We start from the raw sequence: 19,207 nt of genomic DNA on the forward strand, positions 1-19,207 counted from the left end.
TTCAATTTTTCGTAAGACACCGTAAGACTGGTAAGTTACTACTTTTTGAAATTTTTCGAAGGGATAAAGCGGAAATTCGAACACCCAACCAATGTCCTGAAATGATCGACTGGTTAAATGACCCCCGGAACAAATCCAAAAAAAACTGGGCGTTATATTGGCAAGGTGAAAACGATCACCTCCAAGAAGCCATATCTATCACAAAGCGGTATTTCACGTCGCTTTTGAGCATTCGCTCGTAGGCGGTATTGATGTCCTGCATACGGATCAGCTCGATGTCTGATACGATGTTATGCTTGCCGCAGAAGTCAAGCATCTCCTGGGTTTCCGCGATGCCGCCGATCACAGATCCCGCTACGGACTTTCGCCCCATTACCATCGGAACTGAATTAAGCATGGGATCCAGTTTGCCCAAATAGCCTACTAGAACCAGCGTTCCGTTGATCTTCAAGGCACCCACATAGGGATTGATGTCATGGACGTAGGGTACCGTATCAATGATCAGATCGAATTTGCCTTTTACGGATTTCATCTGTGCAGCGTCTGTGGAAATAATTACTTCATCAGCGCCTAATTGGTGGGCATCCTCTATTTTCCCCTCAGATCGGGAAAAGAGGGTGACCGATGCACCCAATCCTTTGGCGAGTTTGATAGCCATATGTCCCAATCCTCCCAATCCAATAACGGCCACACGACTCCCTTCCTGTACCTTCCAATGTCGAAGTGGGGACCAGGTCGTGATTCCGGCGCAAAGCAACGGTGCAACGGCAGCGGGGTCAAGATTAGAAGGTACCCGTAGGACAAAATGCTCATCGACCACGATCCTTTCTGCATACCCGCCATAGGTGGGAGTGCTCAGGTACTGGTCCTTGCTGTTGTAGGTACCGGTGAAGCCATTTAAGCAAAATTGCTCCAAATCCTGTTGGCAGCTACCACAAGTTCTACAGCTATCTACCATGCAGCCCACGCCTACCGTATCGCCTACCCTGAATTTGCTCACAGCACTACCTACCTGCGTCACTTTGCCGACGATTTCGTGACCGGGAACGGCCGGATAGATGGTACCTCCCCAGTCATTGCGCACGGTGTGGAGATCCGAATGGCAGACCCCGCAGTAGAGGATATCAATTTCTACATCGGATGGTTGCGGTGTTCTCCTGTGAATGGTTAGCTGTTTTAGCGGGGCATCTGACGATGCTGCCCCAAAAGCGTTCACTGCATGGGTTTCATTGGGTAGGTTTGTTTGGTTTTCGCGATGAAGTTACCTAGTTTATTAAAAAGAGGCGGGAATTTCGCAAAAAGATTTAGTGGCACGGACCAAAATATGGTCAGCTTAGCTGTCTAAAGAATCCTGGATTCGGAATACAAATCGTAAGCAGCCACCATGCTTCTTTGATCTGGGGAAGCACCGAAACGGGCAAACTGATTCATTTCAGACCTTGATTGCGTATACACGGGCAGATAGCAACCATCGAGTTCATCCCAAATGACAAGTATATATGCATAGGGAATCGGGCTGCGACGCCCCTGCTCCAACCAACGTTCAAACAGTGACTCTTCTAAAGGTTTCGGGTAATCTGGGCTATCAAACATAGATTGAATACCGGATGGTGAAATTAGAAATATGCTAGCCGACTTAATTTTCGGGCATCTGTCGTCAACGCGCACAAACCAAGCCTTACAGACACGATCAATCGCAACACGCCTACTGCGCTGAACTTCTATGGCAAACATACGGTAAAAAGAAGTAATTTTTTCTTTCCCTAGATTCTTCATTTTTTACTCAATTCCTGGGCCGACGTATCCTTCTGGATATTCGTGGTTTATGCAAGCCACTGCCCCGTGTTATTAATTCTGTCAATTTTCGATAGAAAAATTCAATTGCAAAGAATATTTAATAGATTGTATCTTTGAGCTTGCGTTATTCATACCGTCTAAATCAACACCTATATATGAAGAAAGTTATTTTATTACTTGTCCTACTAGGCAGCTCTGTGCTGTCTGTGCAGGCTCAAGAGAAGGCCTCGGTCGATGGCTGGTCTGGAGCCACGAAAAAAAGCCCCAGCGCTGCAAAAGCTACCGGAAACGTGGAGTGGTGGCCCAATCAGTTAAACCTGAGTATTTTGCGCCAAAACAATCCGGTGTCCAATCCATTGGGAGCTAATTTTAACTACATCGAGGAATTCAAAAAGCTGGATTATGAAGCCTTGAAAAACGATATTCGAACGCTAATGACCGAGTCTCAGGACTGGTGGCCGGCCGATTATGGCCATTATGGAGGCCTGTTTATCCGTATGGCCTGGCACAGTGCCGGAACGTATCGTACCGGAGACGGCCGCGGCGGTTCCCGTGCGGGTCAGCAGCGTTTTGCGCCGTTGAACAGTTGGCCGGACAACGCCAATTTGGATAAGGCTAGGCGATTGCTGTGGCCCATCAAGCAGAAGTATGGCAACCAAATTTCTTGGGCCGATCTGATGGTCCTGACTGGAAACGTGGCATTGGAATCTACCGGATTCAAAACCTTTGGGTTTGCCGGTGGAAGGGAAGACGTCTGGGAACCAGAGTTGGATGTATACTGGGGTAAAGAAAAAGAATGGCTTGCCGATGAGCGCTATTCTGGCGATCGCGAATTGGAAAATCCGCTGGCTGCAGTACAAATGGGGCTAATCTACGTGAATCCAGAAGGACCTAACGGAAATCCCGACCCTGTTTTGGCTGCACATGATATCCGGGAAACCTTCGGCCGTATGGGCATGAACGACGAAGAAACGGTGGCGCTGATCGCGGGTGGACACACGCTTGGCAAAACCCACGGTGCCGGACCTGCCAGCCAGGTAGGCCCCGAGCCGGAAGCTGCCGCAATCGAGGAGCAAGGCCTGGGATGGACCAGTACCTACAAATCTGGCAAAGGCCCGGATGCGATAACTTCTGGCCTAGAAGTAATCTGGACGCTAACTCCCAATGAGTGGAGTCAGGGATTTTTCAAAAGCTTGTTCGAGCACGAATGGGAATTGACCAAGAGTCCTGCGGGAGCACATCAATGGGTTGCCAAAAATCCGGAAGTATTGTATCCCGATGCGTTTGATGCGGAAAAGAAACATAAGCCTACCATGTTGACTACGGATTTGTCCATGAGATATGATCCAGTATACGAGAAGATCTCCCGTCATTTCTACGAAAATCCGGAGGCCTTTAACGAAGCCTTTGCAAAGGCTTGGTTTAAACTGACCCACCGGGATATGGGACCAAAGACCACGTACTTGGGTCCTGAGGCGCCTACCGTGGATCTACTGTGGCAGGATCCTATCCCTGCGGTAAACCATCCGTTGGTGAATGCGCAGGATGTGGATAAGTTGAAGGCGGCCATAGCCGGTTCCGGTTTGAGCATTTCCGAGTTGGTATCTACCGCTTGGGCTTCTGCCTCTACCTACCGAGGTTCAGACCGTAGAGGCGGAGCGAACGGCGCCAGAATAAGATTGGCACCTCAACGTAACTGGGAAGTCAATAATCCGACTCAATTGAACAAGGTATTGACCACACTTGAAAAAATCCAAAGCGACTTTAATGGCAGTGCCGGAGCCACCAAGGTTTCCCTTGCCGACCTGATTGTCTTGGCCGGTAACGTGGGTGTAGAGAAAGCCGCTGCCAATGCAGGTCATCAGATCAACGTGCCCTTTATTCCCGGACGCATGGACGCCACCGCGGAGCAGACAGACGTAGCTTCCTTTGAACTGCTGGAGCCCATGGCGGATGGATTCCGCAATTACCTGAAGACGAAATATACCATTTCTACCGAAGAACTACTGGTAGACAAGGCGCAGTTGCTGACGTTGACCGCTCCGGAAATGACCGTATTGGTAGGCGGTATGAGAGCACTCGGCACCAACTATGACGGTTCGAAGCACGGCATATTCACCGACAAGAAAGATCGGCTTACCAACGATTTCTTTGTGAACCTGTTGGATATGTCCACGGTATGGAAGTCGACCGACCGCTCCGGCGAGGCATTTGAGGGACGGGATCGCAACAGTGGCGCGCTGAAGTATACAGCTACCAGGGCGGATCTGATCTTCGGATCAAACTCCGAGCTTCGCGCACTTGCCGAGGTATACGCTCAGTCTGATAATTCAGAGCGTTTCGTACATGACTTCGTAAAGGCTTGGACCAAAGTAATGCACCTGGATCGTTTTGACATGGTGTACAAGAAATAAAAGGATTACTTACTACCACAATAAGGGCTGCCCGCAAGGGTGGCCTTTTTTATGGAAAATACTGTCGGTTTTACCGGTAAATTCAACCGCTCTGTTTATATTTCTGCTTCATTCAACGTAACACGTATGACGTCTCGTAGAACATTTCTGGTAAAATCCGCGCTGGGAGCCACTGGATTGGCACTAGCACCTACCTGGCTGCAAAGTGCACCCGCCATCATCTCCCATTACAACAAACCCAATTCCCGTATCAATGGGGTACAGATAGGTTGCATCACCTATTCCTATCGGTCCATGCCAGACCAAAGTTCGGAAGCGACGCTCAAGTATGTCACCGAATCAGGCATCAGTGCCATAGAGCTGATGGGTGGCCCGGCGGAGTCCTTTGCCGGTTTGCCAGCATCTTCGATAGACCGCATGCGTATGGGGCAACTGGGTGGGAAGCAGCGGCGGGGCGAGACATTGACGGCGGACGAGACCAAGGAACTCCAGGAAATGCAACAGGAAGCCGAAGCCTATGCGAAGGTGGTAGCCGAGTGGAGGGAAAAGGTAGATTTCCGCAAATTTGAGCAGTTGCGCAAACTGTACAAGGATGCTGGTGTCAGTATCTATGCGTTTAAGCCAAGTGCTTTTGGGCAGAATAATTCAGATGCGGACATTGCCTATGGAATGAAGGCAGCCAAAGCCCTAGGTGCATCCCATGTTACCTTGGAGCATCCTTCAAATGATGCCCATACACAGCGGTTGGGTAGATTGGGCGAGCAATATAAAATGTCCGTGGGATATCACGGCCACGAGCAGCAGACGTTTACGTTTTGGGACACGGCATTGGCGCAAAGTGCGCGAAACGGGCTGAATTTTGACGTCGGCCATTACGTGGCAGCTGGGCATACCGATATGATGGAGCTAATCGCCAAGCACCACAAGCGCATCTACAGCATGCACATCAAAGACCGTCAGACACCCGCCAACGGAAAGGGAAATCTGGCTTGGGGCGAAGGAGACACTCCCCTACCTGCAATTTTCCAGGCCATGCGGGCCAATAAGTACAGGTTTCCGGCTTCCATAGAGCTGGAATACCAGGTTCCCGAAGGGTCGGATGCTGTTAAAGAGGTACAGCGGTGTTTGGAGTTTTGTAGGAAAGTGATAGTCTGATTTTTACGCTGTATATTCCAAATACCATTGCTGTATCCTAACGGAAAAAGTCTCCCTGTAGCTTTGAAGACACAGGGCGACTTTTTTGCGTGAGAAGATGAATCAATAGTATTCATACGTAATCCTGCCCTGTAGCACAAATCCAAAATTTGGATCGTAATATCTACTCTCCACCAGTCGGTTTTGCTCATCATAATCAAACTCCTCGATATTTCCCTCGCCACTTTCCGGGATGCTGTCACCCCGGATGACAAAGTATTCCTTTGCGATCAGGCGGTTTTTGTCATCGTAGCGGTATAGGTGTCCAATGGAAAGGTCGCTGTTGTTGTATTGTATCCTTATGGTGGCTATCCTGCCGTTGTCCAGATAGGTATATACCTCACGCTCCCCGTTAGGCATTTCTCTATTTACCAACCTGTTGTTATCGTCGAAATGGTTTCGGTATACCCATCTCTCGGTACCATCCGCTAGGTGAGCACGGAGTTCTATTGGCCGGTTTTGGGGGTCAAAGACCCGTTCGTAGGCAAGATTGAAAACTCGTTGGTCACCGGTAATGTTATACCTCCTCTCCCAATGAAGACTGTCCAGTTCATTGTAAACATAGTATGTTGCTATTGTTCGTCCCAAAAGTTCATTATTCAGTATTGTTTTAGCCTTAGCACCTTCCGAATCATACAGGTGCTCCGCAACACTTAAATATTCATGGGCATTTCTATGGCTGTATGTGAAAGCCAATTTGCCTGAGGGTCTGAAGAACTCTGTATTTTCGATTTCCTGAATTGGTTGTTCATCCTCAGAAACACATCCAAATTGGAAAATAACGAGAATGGTAAGAGATAGGAGAATAAATTTTTTCATTTTATTCTTGGATAATTAGTTGATAGCCGGTAAATTAACAAATAAAAATTAAAATAAAAAATGGTATGAAAAAATGTGTACTGCTAATTAATTTTTCTTTGGCACGGTGGAATTGTTTAAATAGTATAAAGGTAGGATGGTATGCAGTTCGTAAGGGGTCTTAGAAAATACCTATGGGATTCGCTTTCGCTGCACCCCTAGTATGGGAAGATTGACTTTTTTCGTTTTTGACTAAAAGTATCAAAATAATTTTTGACACACTGTTTCCAGAGGGTATACCGTACTAGATAGGAATGTGTTTAATGTGATTGAAAGAAAAAAAATAAAAGTTTCCTTTGAAAAATGTAGCATTTTTAGACTAAATCACGTCATCTATTTATCTATTGCATAAATCATATCAATGTATAACCCAATTAATCTATGAAAACGTACCTATTTCTTTCTATTATTGCCCTGCTGCCACTGTTTGGGAGTTGTAATGCAGACGAAACACCTGGTGGCGGATATCCAGCCTGGATTTTTCTCTATTTCGATTTTGTGGATTCGGACTGTAATAGACTTCCTAAAACATCCGTTGAGATATGCGGGGCCAGGCTTGATGACAACGGGAAGCTAGTCCCCCCTGGGGATTTAAACGAATTCGCATGGCGTCCGGTAGTGGGTAAGGGATCGATTGTAGAGGGGGATACATTGTTTGGGCCTCTGGTGGTAGGGGGCAATTTGGGGGAAGCTATCCGCTACAGGGGCCAGCCTCTTAATGTAGACCTTTATTATCTATTTCGTTTTTTTGAACAGGATATAGATACGCTTAGGGTTCATTCCACTGGAATAGTCAACGACCAAGACCATGTAAAACAGGGGCCTATTGACATTTTTTACAATGGGGAACTCTTATCTCAGTACTTTCCAGGAATTTATGATGAAGCATCTGGTACTTATCATATAGATAATGGGAGAGTTATCTCTAGAAAGCACCATATGTCCCCTTGGATCTTGAAAATCCATAAAGACCTGGAGGAATTCAATTATTGAAATCACGAAGCAAATAATTCTCAACCCAAAACAATAAACCATGAAACATTTTTTTACCGGTAAATATCGAAAGTCCTGTTTCTTTTCCGAGAGGACTGGGGTTATCTTCCTTTTTCTGCTCTGCCCCGGGTCTCTATTTGGCCAGACAAAGGAGAGACCCCAAAGCATGTTCTGCGGCACGGTCAGTAATCCGGATCATTACAAAAAGGCCGCATTCTTCGGCAATAACCAGCTGCTGGTGGACAACCTGATCAAGGAGGGGTTCGCTATCGACAAGAACTACCTGGACCGCCTGGAAGATATACAGGAAATCTCCGCCACGAGGGAAAATATGATTTCCAGCCAGATCCCTTTATTCCCTTCTATTTCGGCCTATTTTAAAAGCTACAACCAACTTTGGGCCAGTTGCAATGGCGGAAGTTTTCCAATTTAGAGACTAACTTATTCTTTCAAATCGTAGTCCTGACCTAAACCTATCTTGCTAACGGAATCCAACGGATACCTTTTATTCAGACTCCCTATTGCCGTTTACAAACTCATCTCCTTTCATATTGACTATAACCCCTTTGCTTTAAGTGTCCAATAAATTTGCTTTCCTCTAAAACTATTTGATCAAAATACTTTTTGTAAAAACTATTATATATATTTGCTTCTTAAAGAAACTATTTCATGGAAGGTCTGATTAGAAAATCCGAGCGTAAAGCAAGATCTGTTAAAGAGAGAAAAAGGCGGTACTTATATGAAAAAATTGATTGGGACCAAAAGCTGATAATTCTACTTGGCTATAGAGGGTCGGGCAAAACAACCCTTCTCTTACAGTATCTTTCTTCTATTCAGCGAAAGGGCATTTACGTAAGTCTTGATGATTTTTACTTCGAAACCCACCGGTTGGTGGAATCTGTGGCATCTCTCTATGAGCTTGGATACCGTGTTTTTCTATTGGATGAGGTTCACCGATACGGGTGGTGGTCAAAAGATCTCAAGCAGCTATATGATGATTATGAAGATATTCAGGTAGTTGCGACAGGTTCTTCCATACTTGATATTTCAAAAGGAAAGGCCGACCTATCCAGAAGAGCATCGGTCTATCGGCTACATGGTTTGTCTTTTAGGGAATACCTTAACTTTCAGAAGAATATTGACCTGCCAACCCTTCGTTTGGAAGAGGTTTTAAACAAACATCACGTAATGGGTCCTGAGCTGTTGGATACCTTTAATTTTGATACAGATTTCCCGAATTACCTGAGATATGGCTATTTCCCTTACTTTTTGGAATCAAAAAATGATTACCATCAAAAATTACAGGAGACCATCCAATTGGTCATAGATACGGATATCGCGCCATTTGAGGAACTGCAACATTCCACCACCCGTACATTGAAAAAATTACTTTTCGTGTTGAGCGAAAGTGTCCCGTTTACACCCAACATCCAGAAATTGGCCTCAAAGCTGGAAACCCCTCGGAACACGGTGTTACGGTTGCTTGATATTCTGGATCAGGCGCAGATTCTCCTACTGTTACGATCGTCAACCAAAGGAATAAGCTACCTTCAGAAGCCAGAGAAGATTTATTTGCAAAACCCTAACTTTATTTATCTCTTTTCGCCAACCATGGCAAATATCGGCAGTGTCCGTGAAACCTTTTTCCTCAATCAGCTGAGTGCTGTCCATTCGGTGACGGCGCCGAAGTTTGGGGACTTTATGGTCGATGATGCGTATGTATTTGAGGTAGGTGGCGCTTCCAAGACCACCGATCAGCTCCAAGGAATCCCCCAATCCTATTTGGCACTTGATATCAAAGGGGGGAGCAATCGGAGCGTGCCTCTTTGGTTATTTGGTATGTTGTATTAGGAGGAGGATGAATAATTCTTGTGATGTCCTGTAGTTTCCTTGCCCAAGCGCTACGCCTTGCTTTGGTGGCCTCTACTATTTTCCCGAAGGGAGGATGTGTTGGGGTGATGGGCCAGGCTATTATTTCCGCGCCTTTGGCGCTTGGGTGCCGTATTCACCTTCTTCCTTGGGCGTTGCCCAAGGCTAGTGATGCCGCACCTTTGGTGCTGATACTAAAGTGCGAGGGGTACTAACATAACCAACAGAGCTATGGAATCATGCGGCCACTGGCCACTTCCACTAATGCACCAACGGTGTGGCAATCAGTAGCATGGCCTGTTAGGGCTATGCAAATAGGTCATCCCAATCCCCGCAAGCACCAAGGGTGCGACAATCTGTCCCAACAATATCTCGAATATCTCGACCGTTTGTTTGATTCACAGAGGTCATAGCGGTACCGCACAGTGGGATAACTGTAGACCAGATGGCAAAACACCGTTTTTATTCGGGAATCTTTGGCCTTATGCGTTTCTTTTGAGAGAATCCCTGAAGATCCTATTACCGGGGCAACTTTACGTTATACTAAAAAAAGGCTGCTTGTATCTTCGAAGACACAGGCAGCCTTTTTTTGCTAGGGATATTATCCTCTAGAGTTTGAAACCGAAGGTCAGGTAAAAAGTCCTTCCGTCGCCGGGCATAATGCCGGGGCCGGGGTATCCACCGGCTCTTCTGGTGAAATAACGTTCATCCGTAAGGTTGTTGATTCCTCCCCTAAAGAGGTACCGCTTTTTGATGTCTGCCGATACGGACAGGTCCTGTACTTGGTAAGCGGGAATCAGGCCCACGGTAGCGGCCGTGTTGGGTGCTACGGTGTTGGAGGCATCGGAGAATGCATCCCCGATATCGCTCCATTGCCAGGTCATTGAAAACCTGCTATATCGGTAGGTGGCACCGTAGCGATTGATCTTTCTGGGGGCATTTTCTACGCGATTGCCATTGAGATTGCCGGATACGATGGCTCCTTCTCTTACGGAGGTAGTCGGAAAATCTCCATACCGTGCATCGATGAAGGCAAGGGAAGCAAAGAGGTGCAGGTATCCGAACTGCGAAGTCTTAAACAGGGCCGTGATGGGATCAAATTCCACGTATCCTTCAAATCCTTTGCTCACTGAATTGCCCAGATTGGTACGGAATTGCTGAACCGCACCGGCTTGGTTTAGGGTTGCGATGGTTCCGATCCGGTCGGCGTAGTTCAAGTGAAAGTATCCAAGGTCAAATTGAAGCCAATTCTGCACGCTGCCCCGATATCCTATGTCGAAGTTAAATCCGCGCGAATCCTTCAGGTTGTCGTCGATTAGGTCTGTGGTGGCGGGAGGCGTGAGATCAGAGATCAGCACGGGTCGGTACGCCTGGGAGAAGTTGGTGTAGAATTCGGTATTTCGGGTGATTTTGTACTGTGAACCTACACCGGCCAACACAAAATTCCGGATGGTTTGCTGAGGTTCTAGCAGCATTTCGCTTCCGTTTACGCGGTTGAAAACCCCCTCCATGTTGGAGAAGATGCGCTCAAAGCGTAGTCCGGTAGTTAGCAGCCACCTATCGGAAAAACGAAATACGTTTTCTGCAAAGACTGCCTGATTGGTATTGGTGAAGTCCAGATCCCTACGGTATGCTGCACCTGGGATGAGGTTGAAATTCATCCGGGTTCCATTATCGCCTTCGCCTAGTTGCTTTCTGTCGATAAAGCCATTAAAATAGCGGACACCGGCAGCCAATGTATTGGATTTTCCAAGCAGGGTGTACTCGGTAATCATCCGCAGTTCTGATCCATAGGTAGTGTAAAAATCCCGGTCTACCTGTCGGTTGCCCAGATCATCTTCCACGTTGATGGGCTGCATAAAGCCAATTGAATTTCGCTCGGCAAAGGTACCAAAGGTTTTCCAGCTCAGTTTGGTCTGTTTGTTGACGATGTACTCAGCAGTTAGCGCGGGAATCACCCAAGGCGTGCTGAACCAGTTTCTCTCCCGGGTGCTGCTTCTCGCATCTAGGGCAAATTGGGCGTCGGTTAATCCACCCGGCTGTTGGCTTTCGGTATTCATGTAGGTCATTTCCAGCCCAATCATGAGTCGGTTACTTGCAGCGTAATTCACCTCGGCATGGGCGTGATCGGTATTGAAATACCCGTTTTCACGCCATCCATTTCCAACCCTTTTCTGGTAGTAGGCCGTGTAGCTCCATTTTCCCTCTGTGCCACCGAGGTAATTGAAGGTACTGAAAAGTCCGTTGTTGCCTACGGTATTTAATGTCTCGAAGGTAAAGCGGGTGGATTTATCCGGCTTTTTCATCACGAAGTTCATCAGACCGCCAAATTGCGATCCATACTGTATGGAGGAGGCACCGCGGATGATTTCGATGCGATCCACTACCTCCATGGGAGGAGTGAAGTAGGCCTCCGGATAACCCATGGGGTCCGGGGTAATGTCGTATCCGTTCATCCGAACGTTGAACTCCCAGGATCGGTTGGGACTCAAGCCCCGGGAAGCGACGCCTAGCTGTATACCGGAACCGTCATTTTCCCAGATGGAAATACCGGGCGTACGTCCGAATATCTGACGGCTATTGTTCATCGCCAGGTTGGCATCTATGCCATCCAACCGAATTACCTCGTTTTTCTTGGCCGCATTTATCTGGAAACCTTCTACTTCGGGGAGACGCTCTTGTCCGGTGATACCCCTACTTACTTTGAACTCAAAGGCATCCAAGGAAACCTGATCTTCCACCATTCTGATGTTCAGCTCTAAGTTTTCTTGTGCGGCAATTTGAAACGGAACACTGGTTTCTTTGTAGCCAAGGAAGGATATTTTTAGGGTGTATTCACCCTGCGGGATATCCCTCATGGTGTATTTGCCCGCATCGTCAGACATGACACCCCGGACGGTCCCTTCCAAGTAAACGTTAGCACTTGGTATTGCGCGGTTGTCTGCATCCACTATTGTTCCCCGCAAGGAATTTTTCTGCGCACTAGCCGGTTTGGCAGCGAAAACAAGCATAAACAAGGCTAAAATAAGTAATTGTGAAAACCTCATAGCACCCTTTTATTTAGATCAAATTTAAATTGCATGCAATATTATTGCGCATTAATCGATCTTACAATTAATTTAGATTAATTCTAAATAAAAGTTATTTTAGGATATGATAAAAAATATTTATGCTCGCCGGAGGGATTGACTTGATAAAAAATAACCCGCCAGTTTAATACTTCCGAAAGGCCCTGTGCCGAAAAGCCTAAACATGCCTCAATGAAAAAGGGTCCTTCAATTGAAGGACCCTTTTAAGTAAGAAAAATATCTCCGATTAATCTACATCCCAGAAAATACGGGTAGTGAGGTTATCGGTAGGCTGTACCCTAGCATAGTTTTCAGGGTTGTAGGTTTGTTCCGAATCCGGATAGATCCAACGGTTAGGCGGGAAGCGCTGCTGATTGGACTGGTCTTCCCAAAATGGTAGATTAAGTACATCTACCCGACGCATTTCTGCCCAGTTTTCGAAGGGCTGTATTACGTTGAAATGTAGCCATTTCTGACGGGCGATTAAACGCATGCGCTCGGTTGCATTTGTAGCAGTTTCCCAAGAAACCTCCGGTGCAGCGATATACGCGTTCAAATCATCAGCAGTCACTGCTGCCGGGGCCGGTGAAATGGCATTGTTGGAGAGGCTCCTTAGGCCTTGGTAATACGCAAAGGACTCACGGATAGCCGTCTCATAGTGTTGTTTTGCCTGTCCGGTTTGGTTCTGCTTGGTGAAGTATTCTGCAAGCATCAAGTGTACCTGAGCAGAGTTAATCAAAACCCCGGGGAAATACTGGTTTCTACTGGTGGTAGACCGGTTGTAGATCGCCAATGTATTGGTGGCTACCAACTCAGTCTGCACACTCTGATTTGCCAATGGATCCATGGAAATGAACTCACCCTCGGCTTCAATACCGGGCTCGAAGAGGTATGTAAGCCTAGGGTCGCCATTGTTTATCATGTGTTCTAGGATATATTTACTGGCGATATTCCCATTCCAATCTTCCAATCCGCTCTGAAACGAAGTAGCACCAATCAATGTACCAAGGGTATGAATCCGGAAATTGATATTGTTTGCGTTACTAGATACAATCGGATAGTTTCCAGGATTCGCGAGGATAGCAGCGATCTCCGTGTTTGCTCTGGCTCCGAAGGTTGACGTTCCGCTTACTGTGGTTAACATGCGTATACGCAAGGAGTTTATATAGCGCAACCATTGATTGATATCACCCCGGTTGATGAGGTCCTGATTGTCAAAACCTACTTTAATTCCGGGATTGATATTTAGTGAACGAAGTTCGTCGGCAAAACCCGCCAAATCATCCAGCATTTTGGTGTAGATGGATTCAGCTGTATCGTATTCGGGATACGAGATTCCGAAATTACCGCCATTGGTACTCAACATGCCAGCCTTTGACCAAGGGATGTCCCCGTGCAAATCGACGATTTTCTGGGTATGATCATACAAGTAGGTAGCGGCAGTGATCATGTAAAGCCGGTAGTCGGTTTGTTGCTGAGCACTTAGTCCGTTGTAGACTTTCTGCAATTCCCTGTATTGGGCCAAGAATTGGTAATAATTGCTCCACCGGTTATTAATCGCCGCAGAACCCGGCACGTACTGGTTTTCGCCATTTACCCAACCAATGGAATGGGTAAAGCGGTTCGCCGTAATTCGAAGGCTGATGAAGTAATTGTCATAACTCGGGAGAACATAGTTTCTGTTAGCAATAATAAAACCCGTGAATTGCTTTTCAATGGAGGTTTCTGCAACCGTTGCGGGGTTGACGTAACTGTCTTCGAAATCTGATATTTGGCAACTGACTGTAAACCCAATCAGCAATAATGCCCATGCGATATGTTTGATATTCATGATATTCGTATTTTCTGGTGTATACTAGCTTAGAATTTTGCCCTAAGCATCAACCCAACGGATCGGGTGGCCGGGTTGGTACCTGCACTGGTAAGGGTTTGGGTCCATCGGGATCCAGCTGTTAACACCTCTGGGTCTAGATCCTTGATGTTTCGGTAGAAGAAGAACAGGTTTCTTCCGAAGGCCGATACGTTTATTGACCTTGCACCCAATTTGGAGACGTAACGTGATGGAATGTCGTAGCCCAAGTTGATTTCACGCATTTTCAGGTAAGTATTTTCCTGAATATAGAGCTCGTATCTAGCCTGGCTATACTGCGGTCCTCCCCAGTTGTACGTACGCTGATAGTATAATGCTTGTGAAATTACATTGGTGTTGGGGTTACCATCAGCGGTGACACCATCCATCAGCATACCGTCGTTAAAAACCGTTTCGCCATTAGGACCTGCTGCTGCACTCGTCTGAACACCTTGTCCGTTTGCATTTACATAATACGACAAACCACCGCGCTCTGTATTCATGAAGTTCAAGCTTTCCTCTGTAAGACCTCTGGAAATCATCCAGTTGATACCGGTTGGCATTACGTGACCACCAATTTGGAAGTCTGCCATCACATCCAGTGAAATATTCTTGTACCTGAAGTTGTTGAACACACCACCGATGGCTTTTGGCATGGCGTTACCGACCTGAATCCAGTTGTTCGGATCAATTTTGTACAAACCATTTGGCTGTACGATTTTGTTGCCGTTGGCATCGGTTTCTACTGGACGAGCATAGAAATCTCCCATGGGGCGCCCTACTACCGAACGAAGCTGGGCTGCATTACCGTCAAAGTCGGCATGTAGCAATTCAGTTGCGTTGTTTGCCAGCTGTTCGATGATGTTCATGGTCCGGGCAAGGTTCAGACCAGCCTCCCATTGGAAGGTAGAAGTTTGATAGATCTGTCCTGTCAAGGAAAGTTCCACACCCTTGTTGCGCATAGTACCGATGTTTGCAAGGACACTTCCTGCACCTACCGTAGGGGGCAAAGTCAAACCAAGAATTTGGTCCCGAATCTGCGCATTGAAGTAGTTTATTTCGAACCCTAAGCGTCCGGTAAATAGTTTGGCTTCTAGCCCAAATTCAAACTCGTATTTTTGCTCCGGACGGATACCGTCGTTTCCAAAACTCCAAGGGATATTTGTGAAAAGTACGGAACCACCGCCTGGACGCTGTTCACCCAAGGTGCCCTGATTGTAAGCAATATTCGCTTGATAGATATCCGGGTAGTTACCTACAATACCCCAAGAACCCCTTAGCTTGGCAAAGTTGATAACTTGAGGAAGGTCAAACGCATCCGAGATCATGAAACTGCTGTTTACCGAAGGGTATACAAAAGCGTTGTTGTTGGGGTTCATGGTGGAAGTGCGGTCTCTACGTACCGTTCCTTCTACATACCAAATACCTTTGTAGTCTAGGTTTACGGTTCCAAGTGTTGCATCAATAACCCGTGATCTTCGGAATGACCCGTTGTTCGGAATGTTTACCGATGCAATCATGTCGAACAGGTTTTCGGTGCTCAAACCACCATTTGTACTTCTACTGATGGAATTCAACGATTCTTTGTTGGCGGTATAGCCAGCCATGGCAGAAAAGGTAATGTCTTCCGCCAAGTTTTTGCGGTAGGATAGTAACAAGTCTCCATAGAGAATGTTAAACGTTTCATTCTGCATGCCGAATCCTCCCGAAGGCCCGAATGCCAATGGTCGTTCGGTAGCTGATTTGGTTTCGGAGTTTCTATAGGTAAAGTCTGTAGAAATCCTTGCACGGAGGGAGAGTTCGTCTGTGAAGTCGATCGTATTGGTCAAGCTACTGATTACGCGGTTGCTGATTTCTGACGCTTGTTGACGGTTTACTCTCCATACATAATCGGCGATATCGCCTTGGAAACCATTCAGACGGATGTTTTCATCCGGCGTCAGGCTTTGTCCGTTGCCGGTCACAAATCGATAGCCCTGGCTGGTCTGATACCTGTTTAGGTACCAAGCTCCGTTGTCAAAGCGGGTCATCATACCGGTAAAGTTGTTGATCATCCGATCTATTGAAACAGGACGGTTCGCGGTATTTTGGTTGATGAAGTTGACCATCAGGTCTGTCCGAACCTTTTTGGATACCCGGAATGTAGAGTTTAGGTTCAGGATGTTCTTGTTGTTTTTGGAATTCAAGCTAAGAGCTTCGTTGTCTTGACGGGTCAAGGACAGTCGGAAGTCTGCTACATCGGTAGAGTTGGCGATGGCCACGTTAACCTGAGAGTTGATCGGATTGTTGAATAGCTGCGCGTAGTTATCGATTTGCGCTTCGTAGGGTCTGATAACACCATCCCAAGTACGTACTGGCCGACCATCAAACGGAGTTCCAAAGTTCAAGTTAGTGGCAGGCACGCCGGTAGAGCCATCGTCGTAGGTGACGAATCCCTCTTCATTCTGGCCCAAGTTAAATACGTGTCTTGGAGCTCCAGGACCCCGTACGTTTTGATACCTGGGTAGGTAGGCGATTCGATCCATAGAATAGTTGGCGTTGAAATCGACGGAAAAGCCTTTTTGTCCGGCAGAACCTTTCTTGGTCGTAATCAGCACCACGCCGTTCACCGCCTCAGATCCATAAAGTGCCGCAGCAGAGGCACCCTTCAAGATGGAAATATTGTCTACGTCTTCTGGATTGATGTCTAACAGACCGTTGCCTCTTAGGCGCTGATCACCCCAGTAGTTATTGTTACTAACCTCTTCGTTTCGAATGGGTACACCGTCCAAAACAATCAGGGGTTGATTTCTACCTGTAATAGAGTTCACACCCCGAATGGTAATGTTTACCGCTGAGGTTGCTCCACCCGCAGCCGCTTGGATGCGCACACCGGGAGCTTTACCATAAAGAGCCGTAGCAATGTTCGGAGTACCTGCTTTTATCAATTCATCAGATCTGATCGTTGTAGTGGCATATCCCAATGCACGCTGCTCACGGGCCACGCCAAAGGAAGTTACTACAAACTCATCCAGTGCGCCGATATCTTCTGTCATCGTTACGTTGATGGTAGATCGATTTCCGACGGCAACGTTTTGTGTTTTGAAGCCGATAAACGAAAACACTAGGGTGGCATTATCCGGTACGGTGATCGAATATCCCCCATCAATGTCCGTAACTGTTCCGGTACTTCTTCCCTGAACGGTGATGGTCACACCAGGCAATGGCTGACCCTGCTCATCTGAAACGGTACCTTGCACGGTAACGTCTGCTTCCAAGGCTTCAGTCAGCGCAGTCTCCACGGGCGCAACTGCACCGTAGGTAGGCTGACTCCAAGCCGTCATGATCAACCCGGGTACCAAAAGGAACCGACCGATTCCCTTCGCCAGGTTGGTTAGGCGTAGATTTTTTTCATTATTCATAAGTTAGTTGTGCTAAATGTTCGGGTACGAACGGTAATTAAGATAGAATTAGTGTGATTTGTTTTGATAAATGACAGCAATACGCTATCGTAATTTTAGGTAAGAAGATTCTTCATAGGCTCTACAGGTTACGGCGTTCAACAACTTAGCTAACAAAAGGTAATTTGAACTGTAACTTTACGAAAAAATTTATAAATTATTAACAAAGCAAGACCTTATTTAAAACAAGTGATCTGGTTTAAGCGTTTAAAACAAAGATAATATTGATACCTACCTACATTTCGAAATTAAAGTAATTTCCATAATGGTATTTTTTAATTTTTTGACTAATAAACAGCTAAAAAAATAATGGTAAAGATCAATAGATAGGGACTTTAATGGTGTTTGGATCAATTATTTTTATTCTTTAGTAATAAATGTTCATTCTACTCGTTGAAGGATTTTCTGCATTTTGGTCAAACTAAATTTATATAAACGGCACCTATTAGACAAATTAAATTAGACATATAAATTTTTAACGAATTGCGTAATATTTTATATTTTTTTACTCGGAGGTCACTTTCCTTCATGCCGTTTGGTTAAGAAATTGTTAATCTTAAAATTATTTATCTTGGCTACCATACACAGGCGTTTTGTAAAATGCTTATTTTTGAAAATAAACCATGTTAAATTTTGTCGTAAACCCGATAACCTATGTTAAAGCATCTATTAGCCTGTTTACTATTTATAGGCGTTTCCATTTACGCACACGCGCAGCAAGTAGGCCAAACCAAGGAACAAATCATCGGACTTACTTCCCAGTGGAAAGGGGAGCGTTTTGAGGATGGACGGCCCCATGTGCCTGATTTTATGTTGGAGCGACTGCAAAGCGCCACGCTGGAGCAAATCTGGGGATTTCTCATGCGAAAAGGCTTCCGAAATCAGGTCGAAAAGGACTGGATCATCCTCAAACCGGGCGAAACCATGGTGGGGCGTGCGGTCACTGCCCAATTCATGCCTGCCCGACCGGATCTGGACAGCCTGGTTCGTGCTTGGGGTAAGGACGAGGGCCGCTCCCAGCGCGGCGGTATCAATATTTGGCCCATCGATATCCTGACTCCCGGTGATATTTACGTAGCAGACGGGTATGGCAAAGTGAAGGATGGCACCCTGATCGGTTCCAGCCTCGGAAATGCCATCTACGGCAAAACCGGCAAAGGCGTGGTCTTCTATGGATCGGTGCGGGATATGCAGGAACTCAAAGAAACCGATGGCTTCAACGCCTGGATCAAAGGGCACGACCCATCCTATATTCGTGATATGACGCCGACGTCCATTAACGCTCCCATACGGATTGGCGAAGTAACTGTATTCCCCGGCGACGTGGTATTTGCCAACGATTATGGAACCGTTTTTATTCCGGCCTACCTGGTGGAAGAATTGGTAATCAGCTCCGAACTGGTCGGTTTACGGGACGAATTTGAACGCGTCCTGCTGCAGGAGGGCAAATACCCTTCCGGCGAAATACATGGACAGTGGAATGAAGCCATCAAAAACGAGTTTAGAGCCTGGGTGAAAAAATACCCCAAGCCCTTGGCGGTAAGCATGGAGCAGATCGAAGCATATCTTGAAAAGGGGAACTGACCAATCGAGTAGGAAGATAGGGATTAGTTCCCTATCTGTCCTCTCACACCACCCTGCGTACCGTTCGGTACAGGGCGGTTCTTTAAGTTTTGACTCTAACCTTTTGGTAGTAATCTGATAAGAACACATATCCTGCTTGCC

The 19,207-nt window shown here is 46.5% G+C and carries 13 protein-coding genes; 7 read left to right on the top strand and 6 right to left on the bottom strand.

The features are described 5' to 3' along the window. Window positions 1-175: 175 nt before the first annotated feature. Both JJU34_RS14505 and JJU34_RS14510 read right to left on the bottom strand, forming a co-directional pair. Window positions 176-1,216 (bottom strand): alcohol dehydrogenase catalytic domain-containing protein, encoded by a 1,041-nt coding sequence (locus tag JJU34_RS14505; protein WP_228693107.1) that lies wholly within the window; start codon window positions 1,214-1,216, stop codon window positions 176-178. A gap of 125 nt (window positions 1,217-1,341) precedes the next feature. Next, window positions 1,342-1,776: a hypothetical protein gene (locus tag JJU34_RS14510; protein WP_228693108.1), complete on the bottom strand. Its 435-nt coding sequence runs from the start codon at window positions 1,774-1,776 to the stop codon at window positions 1,342-1,344. A 176-nt stretch (window positions 1,777-1,952) separates the two neighbouring features. Between JJU34_RS14510 and katG the strand changes: the two genes are divergently transcribed. Together katG and JJU34_RS14520 are read left to right on the top strand one after the other, a co-directional pair. After that, window positions 1,953-4,211: a catalase/peroxidase HPI gene (katG, locus tag JJU34_RS14515; protein ID WP_228693109.1), complete on the top strand. Its 2,259-nt coding sequence runs from the start codon at window positions 1,953-1,955 to the stop codon at window positions 4,209-4,211. A 126-nt stretch (window positions 4,212-4,337) separates the two neighbouring features. Beyond that, window positions 4,338-5,366: a sugar phosphate isomerase/epimerase gene (locus tag JJU34_RS14520; RefSeq protein WP_228693110.1), complete on the top strand. Its 1,029-nt coding sequence runs from the start codon at window positions 4,338-4,340 to the stop codon at window positions 5,364-5,366. A 102-nt stretch (window positions 5,367-5,468) separates the two neighbouring features. On the opposite strand, the gene JJU34_RS14525 is transcribed toward JJU34_RS14520, so the two are convergent. Beyond that, window positions 5,469-6,224 carry a hypothetical protein gene (locus JJU34_RS14525; protein ID WP_228693111.1) on the bottom strand — a complete coding sequence of 252 codons (756 nt, stop codon included), beginning with the start codon at window positions 6,222-6,224 and terminating at the stop codon, window positions 5,469-5,471. Between the two features lie 420 nt (window positions 6,225-6,644). Between JJU34_RS14525 and JJU34_RS14530 the strand changes: the two genes are divergently transcribed. From JJU34_RS14530 to JJU34_RS14545, 4 genes are all read left to right on the top strand, one after another. After that, entirely contained in the window at window positions 6,645-7,256 is a 612-nt protein-coding gene (locus tag JJU34_RS14530; protein WP_228693112.1) for a hypothetical protein, read from the top strand. Between the two features lie 40 nt (window positions 7,257-7,296). Beyond that, entirely contained in the window at window positions 7,297-7,689 is a 393-nt protein-coding gene (locus JJU34_RS14535; RefSeq protein ID WP_228693113.1) for a hypothetical protein, read from the top strand. 236 nt (window positions 7,690-7,925) lie between these two features. Beyond that, on the top strand, window positions 7,926-9,107 hold the full coding sequence (locus tag JJU34_RS14540; protein ID WP_228693114.1) for an AAA family ATPase: 1,182 nt from the start codon (window positions 7,926-7,928) through the stop codon (window positions 9,105-9,107). Window positions 9,108-9,130: 23 nt separating this feature from the next. Beyond that, window positions 9,131-9,340 carry a hypothetical protein gene (locus JJU34_RS14545; RefSeq protein WP_228693115.1) on the top strand — a complete coding sequence of 70 codons (210 nt, stop codon included), beginning with the start codon at window positions 9,131-9,133 and terminating at the stop codon, window positions 9,338-9,340. Between the two features lie 393 nt (window positions 9,341-9,733). Here the strand turns inward: JJU34_RS14545 and JJU34_RS14550 are convergent, their stop codons facing one another. The 3 genes from JJU34_RS14550 to JJU34_RS14560 form a co-directional block, all read right to left on the bottom strand. After that, entirely contained in the window at window positions 9,734-12,172 is a 2,439-nt protein-coding gene (locus tag JJU34_RS14550) for a TonB-dependent receptor (protein ID WP_228693116.1), read from the bottom strand. A 268-nt stretch (window positions 12,173-12,440) separates the two neighbouring features. Beyond that, entirely contained in the window at window positions 12,441-14,024 is a 1,584-nt protein-coding gene (locus JJU34_RS14555) for a SusD/RagB family nutrient-binding outer membrane lipoprotein (protein WP_228693117.1), read from the bottom strand. Window positions 14,025-14,053: 29 nt separating this feature from the next. Next, window positions 14,054-17,443, bottom strand: a complete 3,390-nt coding sequence (locus tag JJU34_RS14560) for a SusC/RagA family TonB-linked outer membrane protein (RefSeq protein ID WP_228693118.1) — start codon at window positions 17,441-17,443, stop codon at window positions 14,054-14,056. Window positions 17,444-18,136: 693 nt separating this feature from the next. On the opposite strand from JJU34_RS14560, the gene JJU34_RS14565 reads away from it, so the two are divergent. Further along, window positions 18,137-19,066, top strand: a complete 930-nt coding sequence (locus JJU34_RS14565; protein ID WP_228693119.1) for an RraA family protein — start codon at window positions 18,137-18,139, stop codon at window positions 19,064-19,066. Window positions 19,067-19,207: the final 141 nt, after the last annotated feature.

Origin of the sequence: Lunatimonas sp., assembly GCF_020832325.1 — a bacterium.
Lineage (GTDB): Bacteria > Bacteroidota > Bacteroidia > Cytophagales > Cyclobacteriaceae > Lunatimonas.

What these genes read in the sequence shown, in the direction of transcription:
- JJU34_RS14510 (WP_228693108.1), bottom strand. Translation starts at nt 1,776, where the DNA reads ATGAAGAATCTAGGGAAAGAAAAAATTACTTCTTTTTACCGTATGTTT.
- katG (WP_228693109.1), top strand. Translation starts at nt 1,953, where the DNA reads ATGAAGAAAGTTATTTTATTACTTGTCCTACTAGGCAGCTCTGTGCTG.
- JJU34_RS14520 (WP_228693110.1), top strand. Translation starts at nt 4,338, where the DNA reads ATGACGTCTCGTAGAACATTTCTGGTAAAATCCGCGCTGGGAGCCACT.
- JJU34_RS14525 (WP_228693111.1), bottom strand. Translation starts at nt 6,224, where the DNA reads ATGAAAAAATTTATTCTCCTATCTCTTACCATTCTCGTTATTTTCCAA.
- JJU34_RS14530 (WP_228693112.1), top strand. Translation starts at nt 6,645, where the DNA reads ATGAAAACGTACCTATTTCTTTCTATTATTGCCCTGCTGCCACTGTTT.
- JJU34_RS14535 (WP_228693113.1), top strand. Translation starts at nt 7,297, where the DNA reads ATGAAACATTTTTTTACCGGTAAATATCGAAAGTCCTGTTTCTTTTCC.
- JJU34_RS14540 (WP_228693114.1), top strand. Translation starts at nt 7,926, where the DNA reads ATGGAAGGTCTGATTAGAAAATCCGAGCGTAAAGCAAGATCTGTTAAA.
- JJU34_RS14545 (WP_228693115.1), top strand. Translation starts at nt 9,131, where the DNA reads ATGTCCTGTAGTTTCCTTGCCCAAGCGCTACGCCTTGCTTTGGTGGCC.
- JJU34_RS14550 (WP_228693116.1), bottom strand. Translation starts at nt 12,172, where the DNA reads ATGAGGTTTTCACAATTACTTATTTTAGCCTTGTTTATGCTTGTTTTC.
- JJU34_RS14555 (WP_228693117.1), bottom strand. Translation starts at nt 14,024, where the DNA reads ATGAATATCAAACATATCGCATGGGCATTATTGCTGATTGGGTTTACA.
- JJU34_RS14560 (WP_228693118.1), bottom strand. Translation starts at nt 17,443, where the DNA reads ATGAATAATGAAAAAAATCTACGCCTAACCAACCTGGCGAAGGGAATC.
- JJU34_RS14565 (WP_228693119.1), top strand. Translation starts at nt 18,137, where the DNA reads ATGTTAAAGCATCTATTAGCCTGTTTACTATTTATAGGCGTTTCCATT.